Source organism: Vibrio mytili, from assembly GCF_049563345.1.
GTDB classification, from domain to species: Bacteria; Pseudomonadota; Gammaproteobacteria; order Enterobacterales; family Vibrionaceae; genus Vibrio; species Vibrio mytili.
In genome coordinates this window covers 1,239,860-1,254,330 of record NZ_CP110482.1, presented here as the reverse complement: position 1 = coordinate 1,254,330, position 14,471 = coordinate 1,239,860, and the positions used below count along the sequence as shown (strand labels likewise).

Here is a 14,471-nt window from a genome sequence, read left to right as displayed (position 1 = left end):
TTACTTGAGGTAGGGTTCACTCTCTGATGAATGACAAAATGTTGCCAGTACTTTTGCTCTTTGCTGGCAGCATTTATCTTGGATAAATTCACGGAAAGTGCGGATGCTTGGCGTAAGCAGTCGGCGATCGGCACAAACCATATAAAGTGGCACAGGACCGCAATCCCACTCTGGCAGCACTCTTACCAAACGACCTTCAATTAAATCCTGACTAATATCCATTAATGATTTATTCGCGATACCTGTCCCTTTAATAGCAAGGCGATGTGGTAAATCACTGTCGTTGCTCAGTAAGTTACCACTGACGACGATCTGCTGTTTTTGATCTTCTCGTGTCAATGTCCATTTGTTGTAAACCGAGTCTGCAACCATGTAGCATAAACAGTTGTGCTGAGCTAAATCCTCCGGAGACTTCAACTCTGGGTGTTTGGCGACATAGTCTGGAGATGCACACAAAATACGTTCGTTTTTGCCACATAAAGCGAGCACGACTAAATTGGAGTCTGCTGGTTCTCCGTAACGAATCGCAATGTCGACTGGTTTAGCGTACATATCGGTGAGACTGTCCGACAACTCAAGCTTGATGGTGACTTTTGGGTAAAGAGACATAAACTCCTCCACCCAATCGAGCAGCATATTGCGTCCAAAATCGGATGGCGCACTGATGTGTAGTTGACCCGCAAGCTCCCCTCTGGCACTTGAGATTTGATCTAATCCATCTTGCAGCGTTGCCAGTGCTTGGGTGGTTTTATCCAAAAACAATTCACCTTCGGAGGTGAGCCTTAAGCTACGTGTTGAACGTACAAACAGTGGAAATCCGATTTGTTCTTCTAGGCGTTTAATGGATGCACTCACCGCCGCGGGCGTAATATCCATACTGGAGGCAACCTTAGAAAAGTTACCTTGGCGTGCAGTCTCGACAAAAATGTTCAGGTCGTTAAGGGCTTTCATCTCAAAAGGTATCTGGGAATTTAGCCCCACTATAGGGTAGGTAGTGATCTAAATTCAACGCTTATTAGTGGTGTTATCGTTGAACATGTCGGCTTAGGCGTCCCGACCGCGCTAGTGTAGAAGTCTCGTTGCTGTCAAAAAAGGAGAAGCCGCGCGACAACCTCTCCTTGTTTATCAACTTAATTGATGTGTATTACCAGCCGTGGCTTCTAGATCGAGCACGGATTGGCGAATGTGCTCAGGAACGTCTGTTTTTACATTATTTTTAAAGTCGAACATCACGCCCGTTGCGGTTGCCGTTGTGGTTATCGCTCCCCACTTTTTACTGAATACATGATATTCCATTGTCATGCGATCCGATTGCATGTCTATCACGCGCGATCCAATAAGTAGCGTATCCGGAAAGGTCACGGGAAGCTTATAGCGACATTGTGTTTCGCTCAATACGGGACCAATTTGTGAGGTTTTTAGATCGACCATCATATTGATCTTAGAAAAATAATCGAGACGAGCGGTTTCAAAGTAACGAAAGTAGACGACGTTGTTGACGTGCTGCAGTGCATCCATTTCTCCCCAAGCGACTTTTATTTCCGTCACGACTGGAAAATCTTTTAGTAGTGTATCCATCATCTTTCCTTTTCATTAGCCCTGTCACAGATTTTACTGTGGCTTATCAGTTTGAGTATTTATTCTAGATGTATTTGCTCCAAATGTAATAAAGTTGTTTTTAAAATGTGAATTAAACTGGTAAGTGACATATGTAAAGTGTAGACTTTACTTAGCTAGGCGAGTCAGAGAGTTGGGCGAGTCAAGTTTGCTTTAGGTTAACCACGAAGGAGGTGTTTCGTGACAGAGTTGAAAGGATTCAATCTCGCCAGTGTTGAAAAGCGAATAGACTGGACCAAAGACGTATTCAGTTTACGCGTGTCTGGGGCTTCTTTATCTTTTAAAGCGGGGCAATTTACCAAGTTGGCGTTACTTGATGACGATGGAAACCCTATCAGTCGCGCATACTCCATCGTGAATGCGCCCAGTGAGCAGTTTGATTGGCTGGAATTCCTTATTGTCGCGAACCCAAATGGTCAGCTATCGCCTAAGCTGCAAAATTTAAAAGTGGGCGATGGTATTTATGTTGGGCAAACCGCTCATGGTGACTTAGTGCACGATACGATCCCTAAACAAGCGCATGATTTATGGATGCTTGCAACGGGGACGGGGATTGGGCCTTTTCTTGCTTTGCTCGATGACATTAATCTCCTTCCTCACAATGAAAAAATTGTATTAGTCCATGGCGTCCGATATGAAAAAGATCTGGTGTATCGTTATTTAATTGAACAGTTGCAGCAGCGCTATGAAGGGCGTTTGCAGTACATTCCGATCGTAAGCCGTGAAGCTGTTGCCAATCAGCTACAAGGCCGCATCCCAGACTGTATTTCGTCGGGTGCATTAGCGAATAGAGCGGATTTACCTTTTAGCGCCCAAAGTAGTTTTGTGATGCTATGTGGTAACCCAGATATGATTAAAGACACGTCAACGGTGTTACAAGAAATGGGGCTAGAAAAATATCGTACCAGAAAGGGTGGAAATATAATCTACGAACGTTATTGGTAATGATGCACGTGAAAAAAGCCACTGATGTGGCTTTTTTCTACGACGAGACTGAGAGATAGTCGTAATTATTGTTGATTGAGGTACGCTTTAAAGCGCGCTTTGGTGTCAGCATCTGCTTTTTGATACCAAAAGTGCAGCATCTCTTCGGCTGTTGAATCTGCTTTCGCAGCTTCTGCTCGAGCTTGTTTGAGATCGTCGGGAATTGGAGCTGGCAGAGTCATGGGTTGGACTGCTGCAATCGATACAGCGGCTATACCTCCGGTCTTGTTGTAATCTTCCGTTTCTCGAATGTAGTCGCGGCCAATTTGAACACCAGGTTTGATCAGCTTGTCTTGTTGTACATCAATGGTATTCCCTGACTTATCGTTTAATGCCCAGTCCAGAGCGCCAATGTTGTTTTCTGCATCACTCAAATTGCGATATTTTGGTAATTGCATCGTTAGCTCCGCATCTGAAGAAACAAACTTAGCGATAATTACGTCGCTTTCGGTGCTAACGCGATCGTTACCTTGGCTAAAAAATGGGGTATAGCGAAATACAAATTGATTCACTCCGTTAGGTAGGATCAATGTTTTTTCGGACGCGAAAAAACCACCTGAGAGCTTCACTTTATCCCCGTTTGCCGCCAGAACAGAGACTTCGTCAGGCACACGTACAGTGACATCCGCGAATGCCATACCACTCATTGTAAGAGCGATCATACAAGTTAAAGGCTTGATCAATTTCATTGTTTTTATCCTAAGCACTGTGATTAGCGATGGATGAGAGTGCACCGTTAGCCATTTGATTGCAACTCTCTACCGTTAGATGAATGAAAAATTCACAGTACCGTCATTTTTGTTGATTGTGCGAGCTTCAACTGACAGTCTGCGCCCGTTGAAGACAACACATCAGAAAGCAAAACAAACCGCTGTAAGGCAACGGTTTGTTTCTTGTTTATAAGGTTTTTTTAAATAAATGACGAAAGATGGAATGCTAAATACCAGCGCCTTGCCCAGAATTGGCTTGATCATCCACCTCTTGCAGTTCAGCTAACTCCTCTTGTTGTTGAGCTTTTTCAATGTTTAACCACCAAACAAACAGCTCATACCAAATCGCGAGAATCACCGCACCCAAGAACAAACCGACGATGCCATAGAACAGCATACCGCCGATGGCACCAATCAGAATCACTGGCATAGGGACATCAACACCACGACCCATTAACATTGGTTTGAGTAAGTTTTCAGATAAAGCACCAACAACGGCCCACACCGTAAACATGGTCGCTGTGCTGCTGTCTTGTGTCATGTACATATAGCCTATGACGGGTAAAACGGCTAACAAAGCGGGCAGTTGAGCGATACACAAAATCATCAAAATGAGCGTGAGTAAGCCAGCGGCTGGAACACCAAATATGAAGAATCCTGCACCGATAATCAGTGCTTGGATTGCAGCAACACCAACCACGCCGAGTAGAACACTCTTTATGGTTCCTGCGATCATTGTTGCCCAGCTTTTCGCATTGTCGCCGGCAGTACGAATGGCAATCGTTGTTAGTCCGGATGACAGTGACTCTGAATAAGTCATGAAGCCTGCCGCAATGGCCAGTGATAAAATGGAAAGTAATAGACTACCAATGGCGCCACCAACCATACCCAGTAATGCCGTTAGGCCAGATTTAATCTGTGGCATAAAGGTTTGTATCGCTTGCTCTAAGTTGGTCGCAAACATTGTCCAAGTATCAAACAGTTTATCGCCGACCAGAGGCCAGTCTGCAACCGAAGGTTTAGGTCCTGGTATTTTAACACTTCCGCTTTGCAATACTTCGAGGGCATGTGTGGCTCCGTCGTAAATGGAACCAGACACCATCACCAGAGGCGTGACCAATAAAGCTATACCCAACAATGCAATCGTCGTGGCTGCTAGTCCACGTCTACCCCCATAGGCGCGTTGCAGTTTTTGGGTGATGGGCATTAATGCTACTGCGATGATCGCCCCCCAGATTACTGGAATGATGAAAGGCTTGATAATATCGTACGTAAACATCAGCAATACGAATATCAAGCCAATACGTATTGATGACTCCACCATGTTACTGATGAAAAGCTTACTTTCATGTCTTTCCGATTGTTTATTCATTTTTATTTACCTGATGATCGATGTTAGAACTGACGAGGCTTGAAACGACTATTGCCATATAAAACACACCTGTAATTGCCTCTAAATACACAATGACTTGCGCCAAAGGGGTTAGAGGACTGATGTCGCCATAACCTAGCGTGGTTAAAGTGACAAAACTAAAATACGCTGCGTTGGAAAAGTTCTGCCCCCAAGAAATGGCTTCCATACCTGTAAAGGCATGTGGAGAAAACTCAAGTAAGATGAGATAGGCAATGGCCCACATCAATCCAAGCAGCAGGAACAAAGCGACTGAACCGATCACCTTGTTGCTGTTCACAGAGCCTGTAAACAGAATTTGTCTCGCGATCGATTTGAACGTGCCAAAGAAAAATGCGAAGGTCAGCGCAAGCATCACAACGTTCATTTTTTCAATATCAAAAATGGTTTTGAGTGTGATGACAAGCACCCAGATACTCAGGAGAGAATAAAAAAAACGCGACCACGCTTTATCGAAGCGTAGGCTTGCCATACAGACGATAAACGTGATGATCGTCAACGCTTGTAGAATATGTTCTAACGCACCTTCGCCGACTCCCTGAAAAAAAGCACTGCACACAAGTAAGGTCACTAGCGCTAATGTCAGATAGAAAAAATTATTTTCTTCATTGATATTTTTGAGTTTTTTACCAATAACCATGACGGTTCTCACTTAAATTCTAGTCATTCATCTTTATTTCTAGTTATTCATCCGCAGATGATTCGCTCATTACCATAATCGATGCGGAAAGCCCAAATCTCAGTTCAACACCTTCTGGTAATTCTTTAAGCGAAACACGGACAGGAATACGTTGTGCTAAACGAATCCACTGAAAAACAGGATTCACGTTAGGTAATAGGTTGTAACCCACCGTGCCATCTCTTGGCGCAATGCCCCAACCAATGGAGTCTACGGTGCCATCAATCGGTGTATCTGGATGAGACATGAGGGTGACGCGCGCGCTATTACCTGATTTTATTTGAGTAAGTTGATTTTCTCGGAAGAAGCCAAATACCCAAAAACTGTTCTTATCGATCAGTGCAAGTAACGGTTGATTCGCGACCGCCTGGGTACCGTTTCGAATATCTAGGTTAGATACAAAGCCATCCACGGTGGCATATATTTTGGTGAATCCGAGATTTAGTTTGGCTGATTTCAATTGTTCTTCTGCAGATTTGATCTGCAGTAGAGACTCTTCATACGCAATCTCGCGACGAATCAAATCTTTGTGGGATACCGCTCCACGATCTTTGGTGCGGATGTCTTTTAAGCGCTCGTATTCGATCTGTTTTCCACGTGCGTTGACCTTTGCTCTTTCTAGGCCAACTTCCGCTTGAGAGAGCGCAACCTCATAAGTCGTAGGATCGATCTCAAACAGCAAGTCTCCAGCGGTTACTTCTTGGTTGTCTTGTATTGCCACGTTGACGATCGGACCAGATACACGAGGCGCAACTTTAATGACGTTGGCCCTCACTTGACCGTCACGGGTCCAGGGATGATGAAAATACTCGTCATACTTCTGATAGCCTAGCCAAGCTGCGCCGCCAAGAATGATAAGATTGAGTGCAATTACGAATAGTTTTTTCATCTTGTTTGGCACCTAAAATTGAATATAAAAACTGTCAATCGTGACCACATAACAAACCATGATGGCGATAAAGGTCAGCGATGGAAAAGCGATGAAACGCGATAATCGGGTTTTGTTTAAAATGATGACGGTTATCCATGTGGCGGTCACCGCAAGAAATAGAACTAATAGCAAAGGAGAGAAGTACACATCGCCCCAAGAGAGTTCATACGGCATTATGGCTCCTCCCTATTAGAGTCCGTTGGATTGTCGGATGTCTGTTTGATACGCAATGGCGGTAGTACGCGCTCGTCTTCGTCCAAATACCCATCCCAGTCAACGCGCTGTTGCATTTGCTGAGCAATGGCTTCGCTAACGAAAGGTTTGCCGGTTTTGGTTTGCCATCCCCCGCCTAACGCTTTGTACAACGCCACGACTTGGCTGGCTACGTTACCTTTAATCTGGGCGTAGCTGTCTTCGGCTCGAGTCATCTTCTCGACGGAATTGAGCAGACGTTCAAATGAGATTTGACCGTTTTCATATTGCGTCATCGAGATATTGAATGCGCGAATGGAGGAGTTAACAGACTGTAGGCGTAGGGATTTTTGTTTTAAATACAGGTCATACGCTTCTAACGCATTCGTGACTTCGTTGACCGCTTGTAAAACGGCTTTGTTGTAGTTAGTCAACGTCTCTTGGAAGCTGGCATCTTCAAGGCGAATGTTATTTTTCACCCTGCCATATTGGAATATATTCCAGCTAAACGTTGGGCCAATTACCATGGTCAATGAGTCACTAAAACTGAAGCTGTCGCCATCAGGAACGGTACTATCGATACCAATCGAACCAAACAGTGAAAAGCTCGGATACAACGCGGATTCTGCGACGCCAATTTGGGCACTTTGCGCCCGAGCAAGCATTTCTGAGACTTGTAAGTCAGGTCGACGCATGACCAAGTTTGCGTCTATTTTGCTTTGTAAAACGGGAGGGCGAGGCACAATGGATACTTCATCGTTACCCGATAAAGCCAATTTTCGCCCAGTCGATTTAAACTGAGTTTCATAAGCAGCGATACTTTCAGGGATACCATTTGATTCAAGAATGACATCAACCTCTTCGGGCAATATACCTAACAAGAGCGCGAGTGCGGAGCGGGACTGCTTCATCGCGATTTCTAGACCCGGTTGCGCCGCTTTGGTTGTATACAGCTGGTTTTTCGCTTGTTGAACATCAAGTTCGGTGACGTTACCTGAGTCATATTGGACTTGAGTGATGTGCACAACGCGCTCTTGGATCTCGATGTTGCGGCGAGACAACAAAATGCGCTCTTGGTAGGTACGGTAATTAATATAATTGCGTGCTACCTCTGCCGTGATGGTGACCATAATGTCATGGTATGACGCAATCGTTGCATAGTAACCCGCTTCGGCAGATTCAATACCACGAGCGTATTTACCCCATATATCCACCTCCCAAGCCGCATCAAAGGACAGTGCCGCGTTATTAAACCCTTGATCGTTGACGTACGCACGAGCCACATTACCAGATACGGTTTGTACTTGCGGGTATTGTAAGCCTGTTGTGATACCTAAAAGCGCACGCGCTTGGATGATACGCAAACCTGCCGCTTCCAAATCTAAGTTCTGTTGGCTGGCGATCTCGACTAATTGATTGAGCGTCGGGTCATTAAATTGTTGCCACCACTGCTGCATCTGTTGCTCTGATTGCTGTGTGTCCTGCACGGCGCTCTTGAGCGACCAATCACTGGGTAATGCAGACTGCTGTGGATGGACATAGTCCGGTCCCACAGTTGTACAGGCACTGACCCCGAGTAGTGCCAGTAGGGTAAGGCTCGGTTTCGTGAGCTTTGAAATCAACATACCTTCACCTTTAAAACCGTTTCTGACGTAAGTTCACCCAATCGATATCCTCATAGGTCTGCTTGCAATGTTTGATTGCTTCGAACACGTTCCGTTTTAAATTCAGCAAGATATAAAAATCCGCTATCTCTGAATAAGCGTAGTCAGATAAATCAAGTTCACTAAAAAAGCCTTCCAATTTATCTTCCAAGACTTGGTAATCTTGACTGTATTGCTCAAACACGGAATCGAGTTCTTCGGTTATCTGATGACTGGCTAACGAGCCTGCCATCAATGGAATAATATTGTCGCTATACTCTTGACGAAGCTTTGTGATAAGGGGGTTCATCGCCAATTTCTTTTCGGCCGACATTAACGTATTGATGTGATTACTCAGCACATCACAAGCGTGGCTGAACGCAGCAATGGCTTGCGGAGTGGTTTTATCAAAGTGCTTGTGATTGATTTTTGAACCCCACACTTTGAGCTTGTGCGCAGACACATTAAGCGTCACAAGATGTAGAGCGCATTTCAAAGACGTAAAGTGACGGTTTGGCGGCTTTTGATAGATTGCAAGCAGGCTACGAGTATGCCGGAAATACCGCTCTTTCACCGTTAAAAAAAGGTGCTCTGGCTTTGAACTAAATGGAAAGTAGTGAGCAAAAATGATCATAAATACAACCATATAGAACAAGGTCATGATCGTCATCATAATGCCAAAGTGATACGTCATTGTGTTGTCTAAGCCGAGAACGAACAGTCCGATCATGTAGAAAATGGTGATGGGACCATTGAATAGGTAAAACCCAATAAAGGTATAGATGAAGATAAACAGTCCCAGCTCTAACCCGAGATCCAGTTGCGGCAAAATAAATACGTAAGAGGGCACCGCAAACAAGAAACCAAACGTAAACAGAACAAGTAGCAATATGGGATGGACTGGCACAAAAGAGAGCAAGGACATGAAGATGGTTGAGAAAACCACAAATGAATACCCGCCTGGAGGATTAAGGTAAATCCAGATTAACCCTGCAACCCAATAGGTGACGAAGGTCTTTACCGCAGTTTTGAAATTTTCCGCATCCCACCACAAGAACTGACCATTTGCTTTAGGCAGTTGGATATCAAACGAAACACTATGGGTTACCGAGTCGATACAACGAATAGTTTCTGCTAGACGAGAAAGTTGCTGATGCATGGACTCCAATAGGTACCCCAATGTTAATGCCGAACCTTTGGCTAGGTGAGGTTTGTTGTCTAGGGACTCATGATTATAGTCAACATTAAAGGGTTGAGTGTTGTCAGGGTTCGCTTTGTCATCCCAAGCTTGGTGACAGCTATCAAACAGGGCATTGATTTCATTCTTCGCTTGATCAAAGTTATTGATGAATTCTAGCGCTTCTTGGTGACTAAACTTACTGCGAGCCGCAACAGTCAATTGCTGAGTCACTTGTTTACTAAGATGCAGCGATAAGCGCCACTCTTTCAAATAAGCCGAAACGTCACTGCATTCCGCACTCACGGTATTAAAGCGTTGCTCTAGTGCATTTTGCGCGACAAATACCTTATCAAGAAGTTCATCGAGGTTAAGTTGAGGAGCAGGGGTGTCCAACGTCATTGCCTCTTCGCTTGGGTTGCCATCTTCTACAGTATGATCGACTTGTTGAGTAAAGTTCTGCACAATCGCGTTGAATAAGTTTTGCTGAGCTTGGTTTAGCTGCTCTGTCAATTGTCTGAGGTTTTGCTCTGTTTTGGTTGGGAATAAAAATGTCCCGACGAGCGTGTATACCACCACACCAAACACCGTCATATAGGCGCGATCGATACCGTAAAGAAATGCGCCTTCCGCATCTCCCCCGTTGGACATCATGAGCGTCATAACGCCAGTCAGCATGAGCAAAGTTGGATCTTTTCGGTAGGCGTTGCGGAAGTAAAATATGAATGAAACGACAATGGATACGCTCAGCATGTATAGAAAACGATCTTGAGCAAACCATCCGACAAGCAGCAAACCGACAACGGCACCCGCTATCGTGCCGAGCACACGTAACGTTCCCTTCGCGAGAGATTCTCTGCGACTTCCGGTCGAAGCGATAAGCATTACTGTGGTCGCGGCCGTGGAGGCTTGGGGCCAGCCCATCGCAAAAGGGACCAAGTAAGCCAGCGTGAGGCTAAGCGATACTTTTATGGAGAATTTGATTTTATCATTCATAGTGTCAAAGTCTGCTCGGGCTTATCGTTTTTTCTCTAAAATGATGAATTTATTAATTAATTTGTAAGTTTAGAATGTCGTTCTGTCTCCAGTGTGCGGAATGTATCGATAGTAATAATGGGCTTTGTAAACTTATTGTCAGGATTCTTAGCGCACAGAATGGTCAACGAGGCTCTAGCCCTTGGTATGACTCAGTTTTAGATAAAAAGAGCCAAAAATGCGAATATCATGAATTCTCACATGTAAGACATTATCGCTACTGCGGAAGAATACACACTCACCAGGGCACGTTTATCAAACGTGTTTTCTAAGTCTCTAGTCTGATATTTGTTAATGCACATATGCTCATAAAAAGCATAGATCATGAATTCGCAGTTTATGGGAAAGTTTTGTTTTTATTGAAATGTTTTCGGCGGGTTAAGGGGTGGTATTCTGAGAACGAGATACAAAGACTAACGCGATACCACCGAGTACCATCGAGCTTGTCATAATAGCGTGGAAAGAAAAGTACTCCTCCAGAAACATTGCGCCGAGAAGCAAAGTAATTACCGGGACGGAGAGTTGACTGATAGCAGCTTGAAGCAGAGAAAGCTTCTGCATCACTTGATACCACAGTAAGTAGCCAACCCCAGATGTCAGTGATCCAGATACGACCGCAAGCAGGGCTCCTTCACTAGAAACTTGCAGTGAAGACAGCAGCAAGGGAGACACAACCACACTGATGACAGAAGCGGAGATAAATCCCCAAGTGATGCCACTACTTGGAGAGGGTGCTTGTTTACTGAGTGCAGTAAAAACGGCCCAGCAAACACCGGATACTATCATTAATAATGAAGACCAAATATCTGGGCGAGTCGCGGAGGGGAGCATTAACCACACAAACCCGAGTATGGACAACGCGATTCCAAGCACTTCTAATCGATTAAAGCGCTCGCCTTGCCACCAATACATAGTGAGAAGGGTAAGCTGTACCGCGCCAAACAGCAGCAATGCACCAGTGCCCGCGGAGAGTTGTAAATAAGCATAAGAAATAAGGACCGCATAACCAAATAACGAGCAGCCAGAAAATAGGATGAATCGATTATTGGGCTTTTCAGTGCGCAATTTACCCCACATAATCAAGAAAAAAACTAAGGTAACGGCGCCTGAAATTAGGCGAATAAATGTAAAACTGCCTGCATCGCTCAAACCGTCTGCCAGTGCTAAACGGCAGAGCAGAGAATTTGCGGCAAAGGCGAACATGACGATCAGTGTGAGTAGAAAGGTTAACATCCTTGCCCCTAATTGTTGGTGTATCGAGCGAATGTGGCGTTATCGTCATTCAACTATTTGACAATGCTCTAGTAACAAAACTTACTGGTGTTACACTTTAGTCATGCTAATTAGATAGCATAGGGAAGGAAGACTATGATTTCAATCGAGAAGTACACGCCTCTTCAGCACGATCAAGCATGTGCGCTCAGTGTGTTTGACGAGCAGTTAGCTTACACGGTTTCTGATATAGGGGAGATGCTGAGCTGCGTTACGTCTGATGAAATCCCCCATTTGATAATTCAAGATGGGCAGGTCGTCGGCTTCTTTGTGATGGATTTAGGGTATGCAGACCATTACGATTTTAGCCCTAAGAACGCGATTGGTGTACGTGCCTTGCTGGTGGATCAGCGGTTTCAAGGGCAAGGCATTGCGAAAAAAGCGCTCTACCAATTGGCTGACTATGCTAAACGGCAGTTCCCTACCTTTGACTCGCTCTATCTAACCGTAAACTGTCGCAATATTGCTGCCTATCAGTGTTATCTTAAATCTGGTTTCGAGGATACGGGACAGCTGTATTATGGAGGCCCAGTTGGTCCTCAGCACATCATGAAATGCGAGCTTGAGCAATAATTCGGCAGCCATTCGGTCGCCAGTAGCGCAGCTAACTATTGAAACAATTCCTTCTTTGACCGTTGCTATCCTTTATCCTGAGAGCAATGACACAGAGAACCGTTGAAACTAAAACTAAACCTAAAACTAAAACTAAAAGGAAAAATTATGATCGATTTTGAAAACTCGTCTGTTTTTAAGCTCAAGCCAATTGAAGTAACAAAGGTACGAGATGACTTTCATAAGTTTCTCATTGATGGTGAAGAAGTCTTTGCTGGCTTCAAGACCGTTCGAGATCAAGTGGTGTTTACCAACAAGCGAGTGATAGCGGCAAATGTTCAAGGTCTAACGGGCTCGAAAGTAGATTATACATCGCTTCCTTACAGCAAAATCAGTGCATTTTCAGTGGAGTCGTCTGGCTCGTTTGATTTGGACTGCGAGATAGAGTTTTTCATTAGTGGCGTAGGGCGTGTCCGTTTCGAGATAAAAGGTTCGTTTGACTTGGTCGCTTTCAATCGAATCATCAGTGAGCACGTGCTCGGTTAGCTTAAAGTCAACTCATGCGTTAATCGCTCTTTTTAAGATCCAGCCTCACCAGACTTTGGGAATATTCCTACAACGAGTTTTGTGAATTACTGTTATATTTCATAAAGTAAGCTCACTAATAGATTCGGTGAGACTCCCACGAGAATGATATAAAAAAGAGCGATGATAATGAATGAATTTGCTTTTCGATTGATGAAGTGCGCGCGAACTTATGAAAGTTTTATTGTGGCCAAGCTGGTAGACAAGCAAACCATCAACACGAAAGAGTTGGCTGCAATTGAAAAGGAAGCGATATCTATATTCCCCGAGCTTACCACGCGTAAACAACAAGAGAGCGTGACGGCTGAATTAGAACTGTTTAATAAGGTGTTAAGCAACCTGATCTTAAAAATCGGATTTAGAACTCTGGATAATAGTAGTTCAGTTTACACGCGTTGAGTCGTTGTTTAGTCAAAGGTTTATTCGTCGATTCGCGTATTCAACCGCACACGTTCAATCACACACTTTCAATCACAAACATAGTGGTATAAAGAGCGTGGTATATACATAACGCACGCTCACAAGCCTACAAATTACTGCTGACGTCGTCTGCGCCACCAACCGACACAAACTGAGAAGAGAAGCATTCCCGCACCGATGGAGCCTCCACCGCCATTACCGCTTTTTAAAGAGCTTGAATCGTTATTGTCTGAAGTCTCGTCATATTCGGTTTTTTGGCCGGCGCTGGTTTGCGCTTCAATCCATGACGTATAGTGTAATAATTCAGAAAAAACGCTTGGGAAAGAAGGATTCTCACAAACCGTTGAACCGTAGCTAACCACACCGATTTGTTGGTAGTTGCCATTGTCATCTTTATACGTGAGTGGACCACCAGAATCTCCTCGGCAAACCCCAGTATAGTCTCTGTCTTCAAACCCATTGGCACACAAGGACTCTTCAGCGTTATATCCGTTTACCAGTGCAGAACATTCTGAGTCGGTAAGCGGTTGAACTTCGGCCCAACGCAAATAATTCGGTCCACCAGTGTCTTCGGTTGACGTTTGACCGAGTCCAAAGATTTGATAAACCGAACGGTTACTGTAGTCACCAAAGTCTTGTGGCAAGGTAATGGATTGGACGTTGGCGGTGATCGGCTTGGAAAGCTCTAGTATCGCGATATCATTCAGCCAAAGTCTGCTTGCATCGTAGTTTGGGTGAAGAGTGATTGATTTAACATCGATAAACTCATCGACAGAAACATTGTCCATGGTTGGATTGTCAACCAATACATTTAGGTCGTCTTTGGTCCATCCATCAGTAAACACGCTATCTTCGACACAATGTGCAGCGGTTAATATAAAACGGTCATTGATAATTGAGCCGCCACAAATATTGAAAAATTGTCTCGACCCCATTGTGTGGATAATCAACCGGGCAAAAAAAGGCAGTTGATTCGGTGAAGCCTGCTGACCGCCTATGATTGCAGGAGAGAGGTCTCTGTCTGTGGCCGAGTCTTGGGCAACACTGCTGGTGGTTGCTAGAAGGCATACGCCAGTGATTAATACATTCAACAACTTCATAACCCATACCTTTGAGAATCGTACGTCACGTTATTGACCCCAGTCTAAATGCCGTTAAGCAACGCTATTCGCTGGCTAAGTGCGCAGACCGAGAATCAGTGACTTGTAGCAATATTAAATTATAGTAGGAATAAGTTTGAATGGATCACCCTTGCTACTCAAT

At 44.5% G+C, this 14,471-nt stretch carries 15 protein-coding genes; 4 read left to right on the top strand and 11 right to left on the bottom strand.

The features are described 5' to 3' along the window. A complete protein-coding gene (locus ONE56_RS19170) occupies positions 1-951 on the bottom strand; it encodes a LysR family transcriptional regulator (RefSeq protein ID WP_041155807.1) in 951 nt (316 codons plus the stop codon). Positions 952-1,125: 174 nt separating this feature from the next. Beyond that, a complete protein-coding gene (locus tag ONE56_RS19165) occupies positions 1,126-1,578 on the bottom strand; it encodes an acyl-CoA thioesterase (protein ID WP_041155808.1) in 453 nt (150 codons plus the stop codon). 219 nt (positions 1,579-1,797) lie between these two features. Between ONE56_RS19165 and ONE56_RS19160 the strand changes: the two genes are divergently transcribed. Then, a complete protein-coding gene (locus ONE56_RS19160; RefSeq protein ID WP_423840768.1) occupies positions 1,798-2,562 on the top strand; it encodes a ferredoxin--NADP reductase in 765 nt (254 codons plus the stop codon). Positions 2,563-2,627: 65 nt separating this feature from the next. Here ONE56_RS19160 and ONE56_RS19155 read toward each other — a convergent pair whose 3' ends face one another. The 8 genes from ONE56_RS19155 to ONE56_RS19120 form a co-directional block, all read right to left on the bottom strand. After that, positions 2,628-3,290 (bottom strand): DUF2057 family protein, encoded by a 663-nt coding sequence (locus ONE56_RS19155; protein WP_423840767.1) that lies wholly within the window; start codon positions 3,288-3,290, stop codon positions 2,628-2,630. A gap of 247 nt (positions 3,291-3,537) precedes the next feature. Next, positions 3,538-4,683, bottom strand: a complete 1,146-nt coding sequence (locus ONE56_RS19150) for an AI-2E family transporter (RefSeq protein WP_041155811.1) — start codon at positions 4,681-4,683, stop codon at positions 3,538-3,540. Then, a complete protein-coding gene (locus tag ONE56_RS19145) occupies positions 4,676-5,362 on the bottom strand; it encodes a potassium channel family protein (protein ID WP_423840766.1) in 687 nt (228 codons plus the stop codon). The genes ONE56_RS19150 and ONE56_RS19145 overlap by 8 nt, the downstream gene beginning before the upstream one ends. A 43-nt stretch (positions 5,363-5,405) precedes the next feature. After that, positions 5,406-6,290, bottom strand: coding sequence for an efflux RND transporter periplasmic adaptor subunit (locus ONE56_RS19140; RefSeq protein ID WP_423840765.1), 885 nt, complete (start codon positions 6,288-6,290; stop codon positions 5,406-5,408). 12 nt (positions 6,291-6,302) lie between these two features. Continuing rightward, a complete protein-coding gene (locus ONE56_RS19135; protein ID WP_331438405.1) occupies positions 6,303-6,506 on the bottom strand; it encodes a DUF1656 domain-containing protein in 204 nt (67 codons plus the stop codon). Further along, the gene (locus tag ONE56_RS19130; protein WP_423840764.1) at positions 6,506-8,149 is read right to left on the bottom strand and encodes a TolC family protein; all 1,644 of its coding nucleotides are present in this window, start codon (positions 8,147-8,149) and stop codon (positions 6,506-6,508) included. Before ONE56_RS19130 ends, ONE56_RS19135 begins: the two co-directional genes overlap by 1 nt. A gap of 10 nt (positions 8,150-8,159) precedes the next feature. Beyond that, positions 8,160-10,340: an FUSC family protein gene (locus ONE56_RS19125; RefSeq protein WP_423840763.1), complete on the bottom strand. Its 2,181-nt coding sequence runs from the start codon at positions 10,338-10,340 to the stop codon at positions 8,160-8,162. Between the two features lie 417 nt (positions 10,341-10,757). Then, positions 10,758-11,612 carry a DMT family transporter gene (locus tag ONE56_RS19120; RefSeq protein WP_423840762.1) on the bottom strand — a complete coding sequence of 285 codons (855 nt, stop codon included), beginning with the start codon at positions 11,610-11,612 and terminating at the stop codon, positions 10,758-10,760. A gap of 135 nt (positions 11,613-11,747) precedes the next feature. Here ONE56_RS19120 and ONE56_RS19115 point away from each other — a divergent pair, with 135 nt between their 5' ends. The 3 genes from ONE56_RS19115 to ONE56_RS19105 all read left to right on the top strand — a co-directional run bounded on the left by ONE56_RS19115 (position 11,748) and on the right by ONE56_RS19105 (position 13,187). Then, complete coding sequence (locus tag ONE56_RS19115) at positions 11,748-12,224, top strand: GNAT family N-acetyltransferase (RefSeq protein ID WP_423840761.1); 477 nt, start codon at positions 11,748-11,750, stop codon at positions 12,222-12,224. Positions 12,225-12,371: 147 nt separating this feature from the next. Further along, complete coding sequence (locus ONE56_RS19110; RefSeq protein ID WP_331438400.1) at positions 12,372-12,749, top strand: PH domain-containing protein; 378 nt, start codon at positions 12,372-12,374, stop codon at positions 12,747-12,749. A 168-nt stretch (positions 12,750-12,917) separates the two neighbouring features. Continuing rightward, positions 12,918-13,187, top strand: coding sequence for a hypothetical protein (locus ONE56_RS19105; RefSeq protein ID WP_331438399.1), 270 nt, complete (start codon positions 12,918-12,920; stop codon positions 13,185-13,187). 134 nt (positions 13,188-13,321) lie between these two features. On the opposite strand, the gene ONE56_RS19100 is transcribed toward ONE56_RS19105, so the two are convergent. Further along, the gene (locus ONE56_RS19100; RefSeq protein ID WP_041155821.1) at positions 13,322-14,308 is read right to left on the bottom strand and encodes a S1 family peptidase; all 987 of its coding nucleotides are present in this window, start codon (positions 14,306-14,308) and stop codon (positions 13,322-13,324) included. Positions 14,309-14,471 lie beyond the last annotated feature (163 nt).

Coding starts and splice junctions, on each gene's coding strand:
- ONE56_RS19165 (WP_041155808.1), bottom strand. CDS start 1,578: ATGGATACACTACTAAAAGATTTTCCAGTCGTGACGGAAATAAAAGTC.
- ONE56_RS19115 (WP_423840761.1), top strand. CDS start 11,748: ATGATTTCAATCGAGAAGTACACGCCTCTTCAGCACGATCAAGCATGT.
- ONE56_RS19100 (WP_041155821.1), bottom strand. CDS start 14,308: ATGAAGTTGTTGAATGTATTAATCACTGGCGTATGCCTTCTAGCAACC.
- ONE56_RS19110 (WP_331438400.1), top strand. CDS start 12,372: ATGATCGATTTTGAAAACTCGTCTGTTTTTAAGCTCAAGCCAATTGAA.
- ONE56_RS19125 (WP_423840763.1), bottom strand. CDS start 10,340: ATGAATGATAAAATCAAATTCTCCATAAAAGTATCGCTTAGCCTCACG.
- ONE56_RS19130 (WP_423840764.1), bottom strand. CDS start 8,149: ATGTTGATTTCAAAGCTCACGAAACCGAGCCTTACCCTACTGGCACTA.
- ONE56_RS19135 (WP_331438405.1), bottom strand. CDS start 6,506: ATGCCGTATGAACTCTCTTGGGGCGATGTGTACTTCTCTCCTTTGCTA.
- ONE56_RS19105 (WP_331438399.1), top strand. CDS start 12,918: ATGAATGAATTTGCTTTTCGATTGATGAAGTGCGCGCGAACTTATGAA.
- ONE56_RS19145 (WP_423840766.1), bottom strand. CDS start 5,362: ATGGTTATTGGTAAAAAACTCAAAAATATCAATGAAGAAAATAATTTT.
- ONE56_RS19140 (WP_423840765.1), bottom strand. CDS start 6,290: ATGAAAAAACTATTCGTAATTGCACTCAATCTTATCATTCTTGGCGGC.
- ONE56_RS19155 (WP_423840767.1), bottom strand. CDS start 3,290: ATGAAATTGATCAAGCCTTTAACTTGTATGATCGCTCTTACAATGAGT.
- ONE56_RS19170 (WP_041155807.1), bottom strand. CDS start 951: ATGAAAGCCCTTAACGACCTGAACATTTTTGTCGAGACTGCACGCCAA.
- ONE56_RS19120 (WP_423840762.1), bottom strand. CDS start 11,612: ATGTTAACCTTTCTACTCACACTGATCGTCATGTTCGCCTTTGCCGCA.
- ONE56_RS19150 (WP_041155811.1), bottom strand. CDS start 4,683: ATGAATAAACAATCGGAAAGACATGAAAGTAAGCTTTTCATCAGTAAC.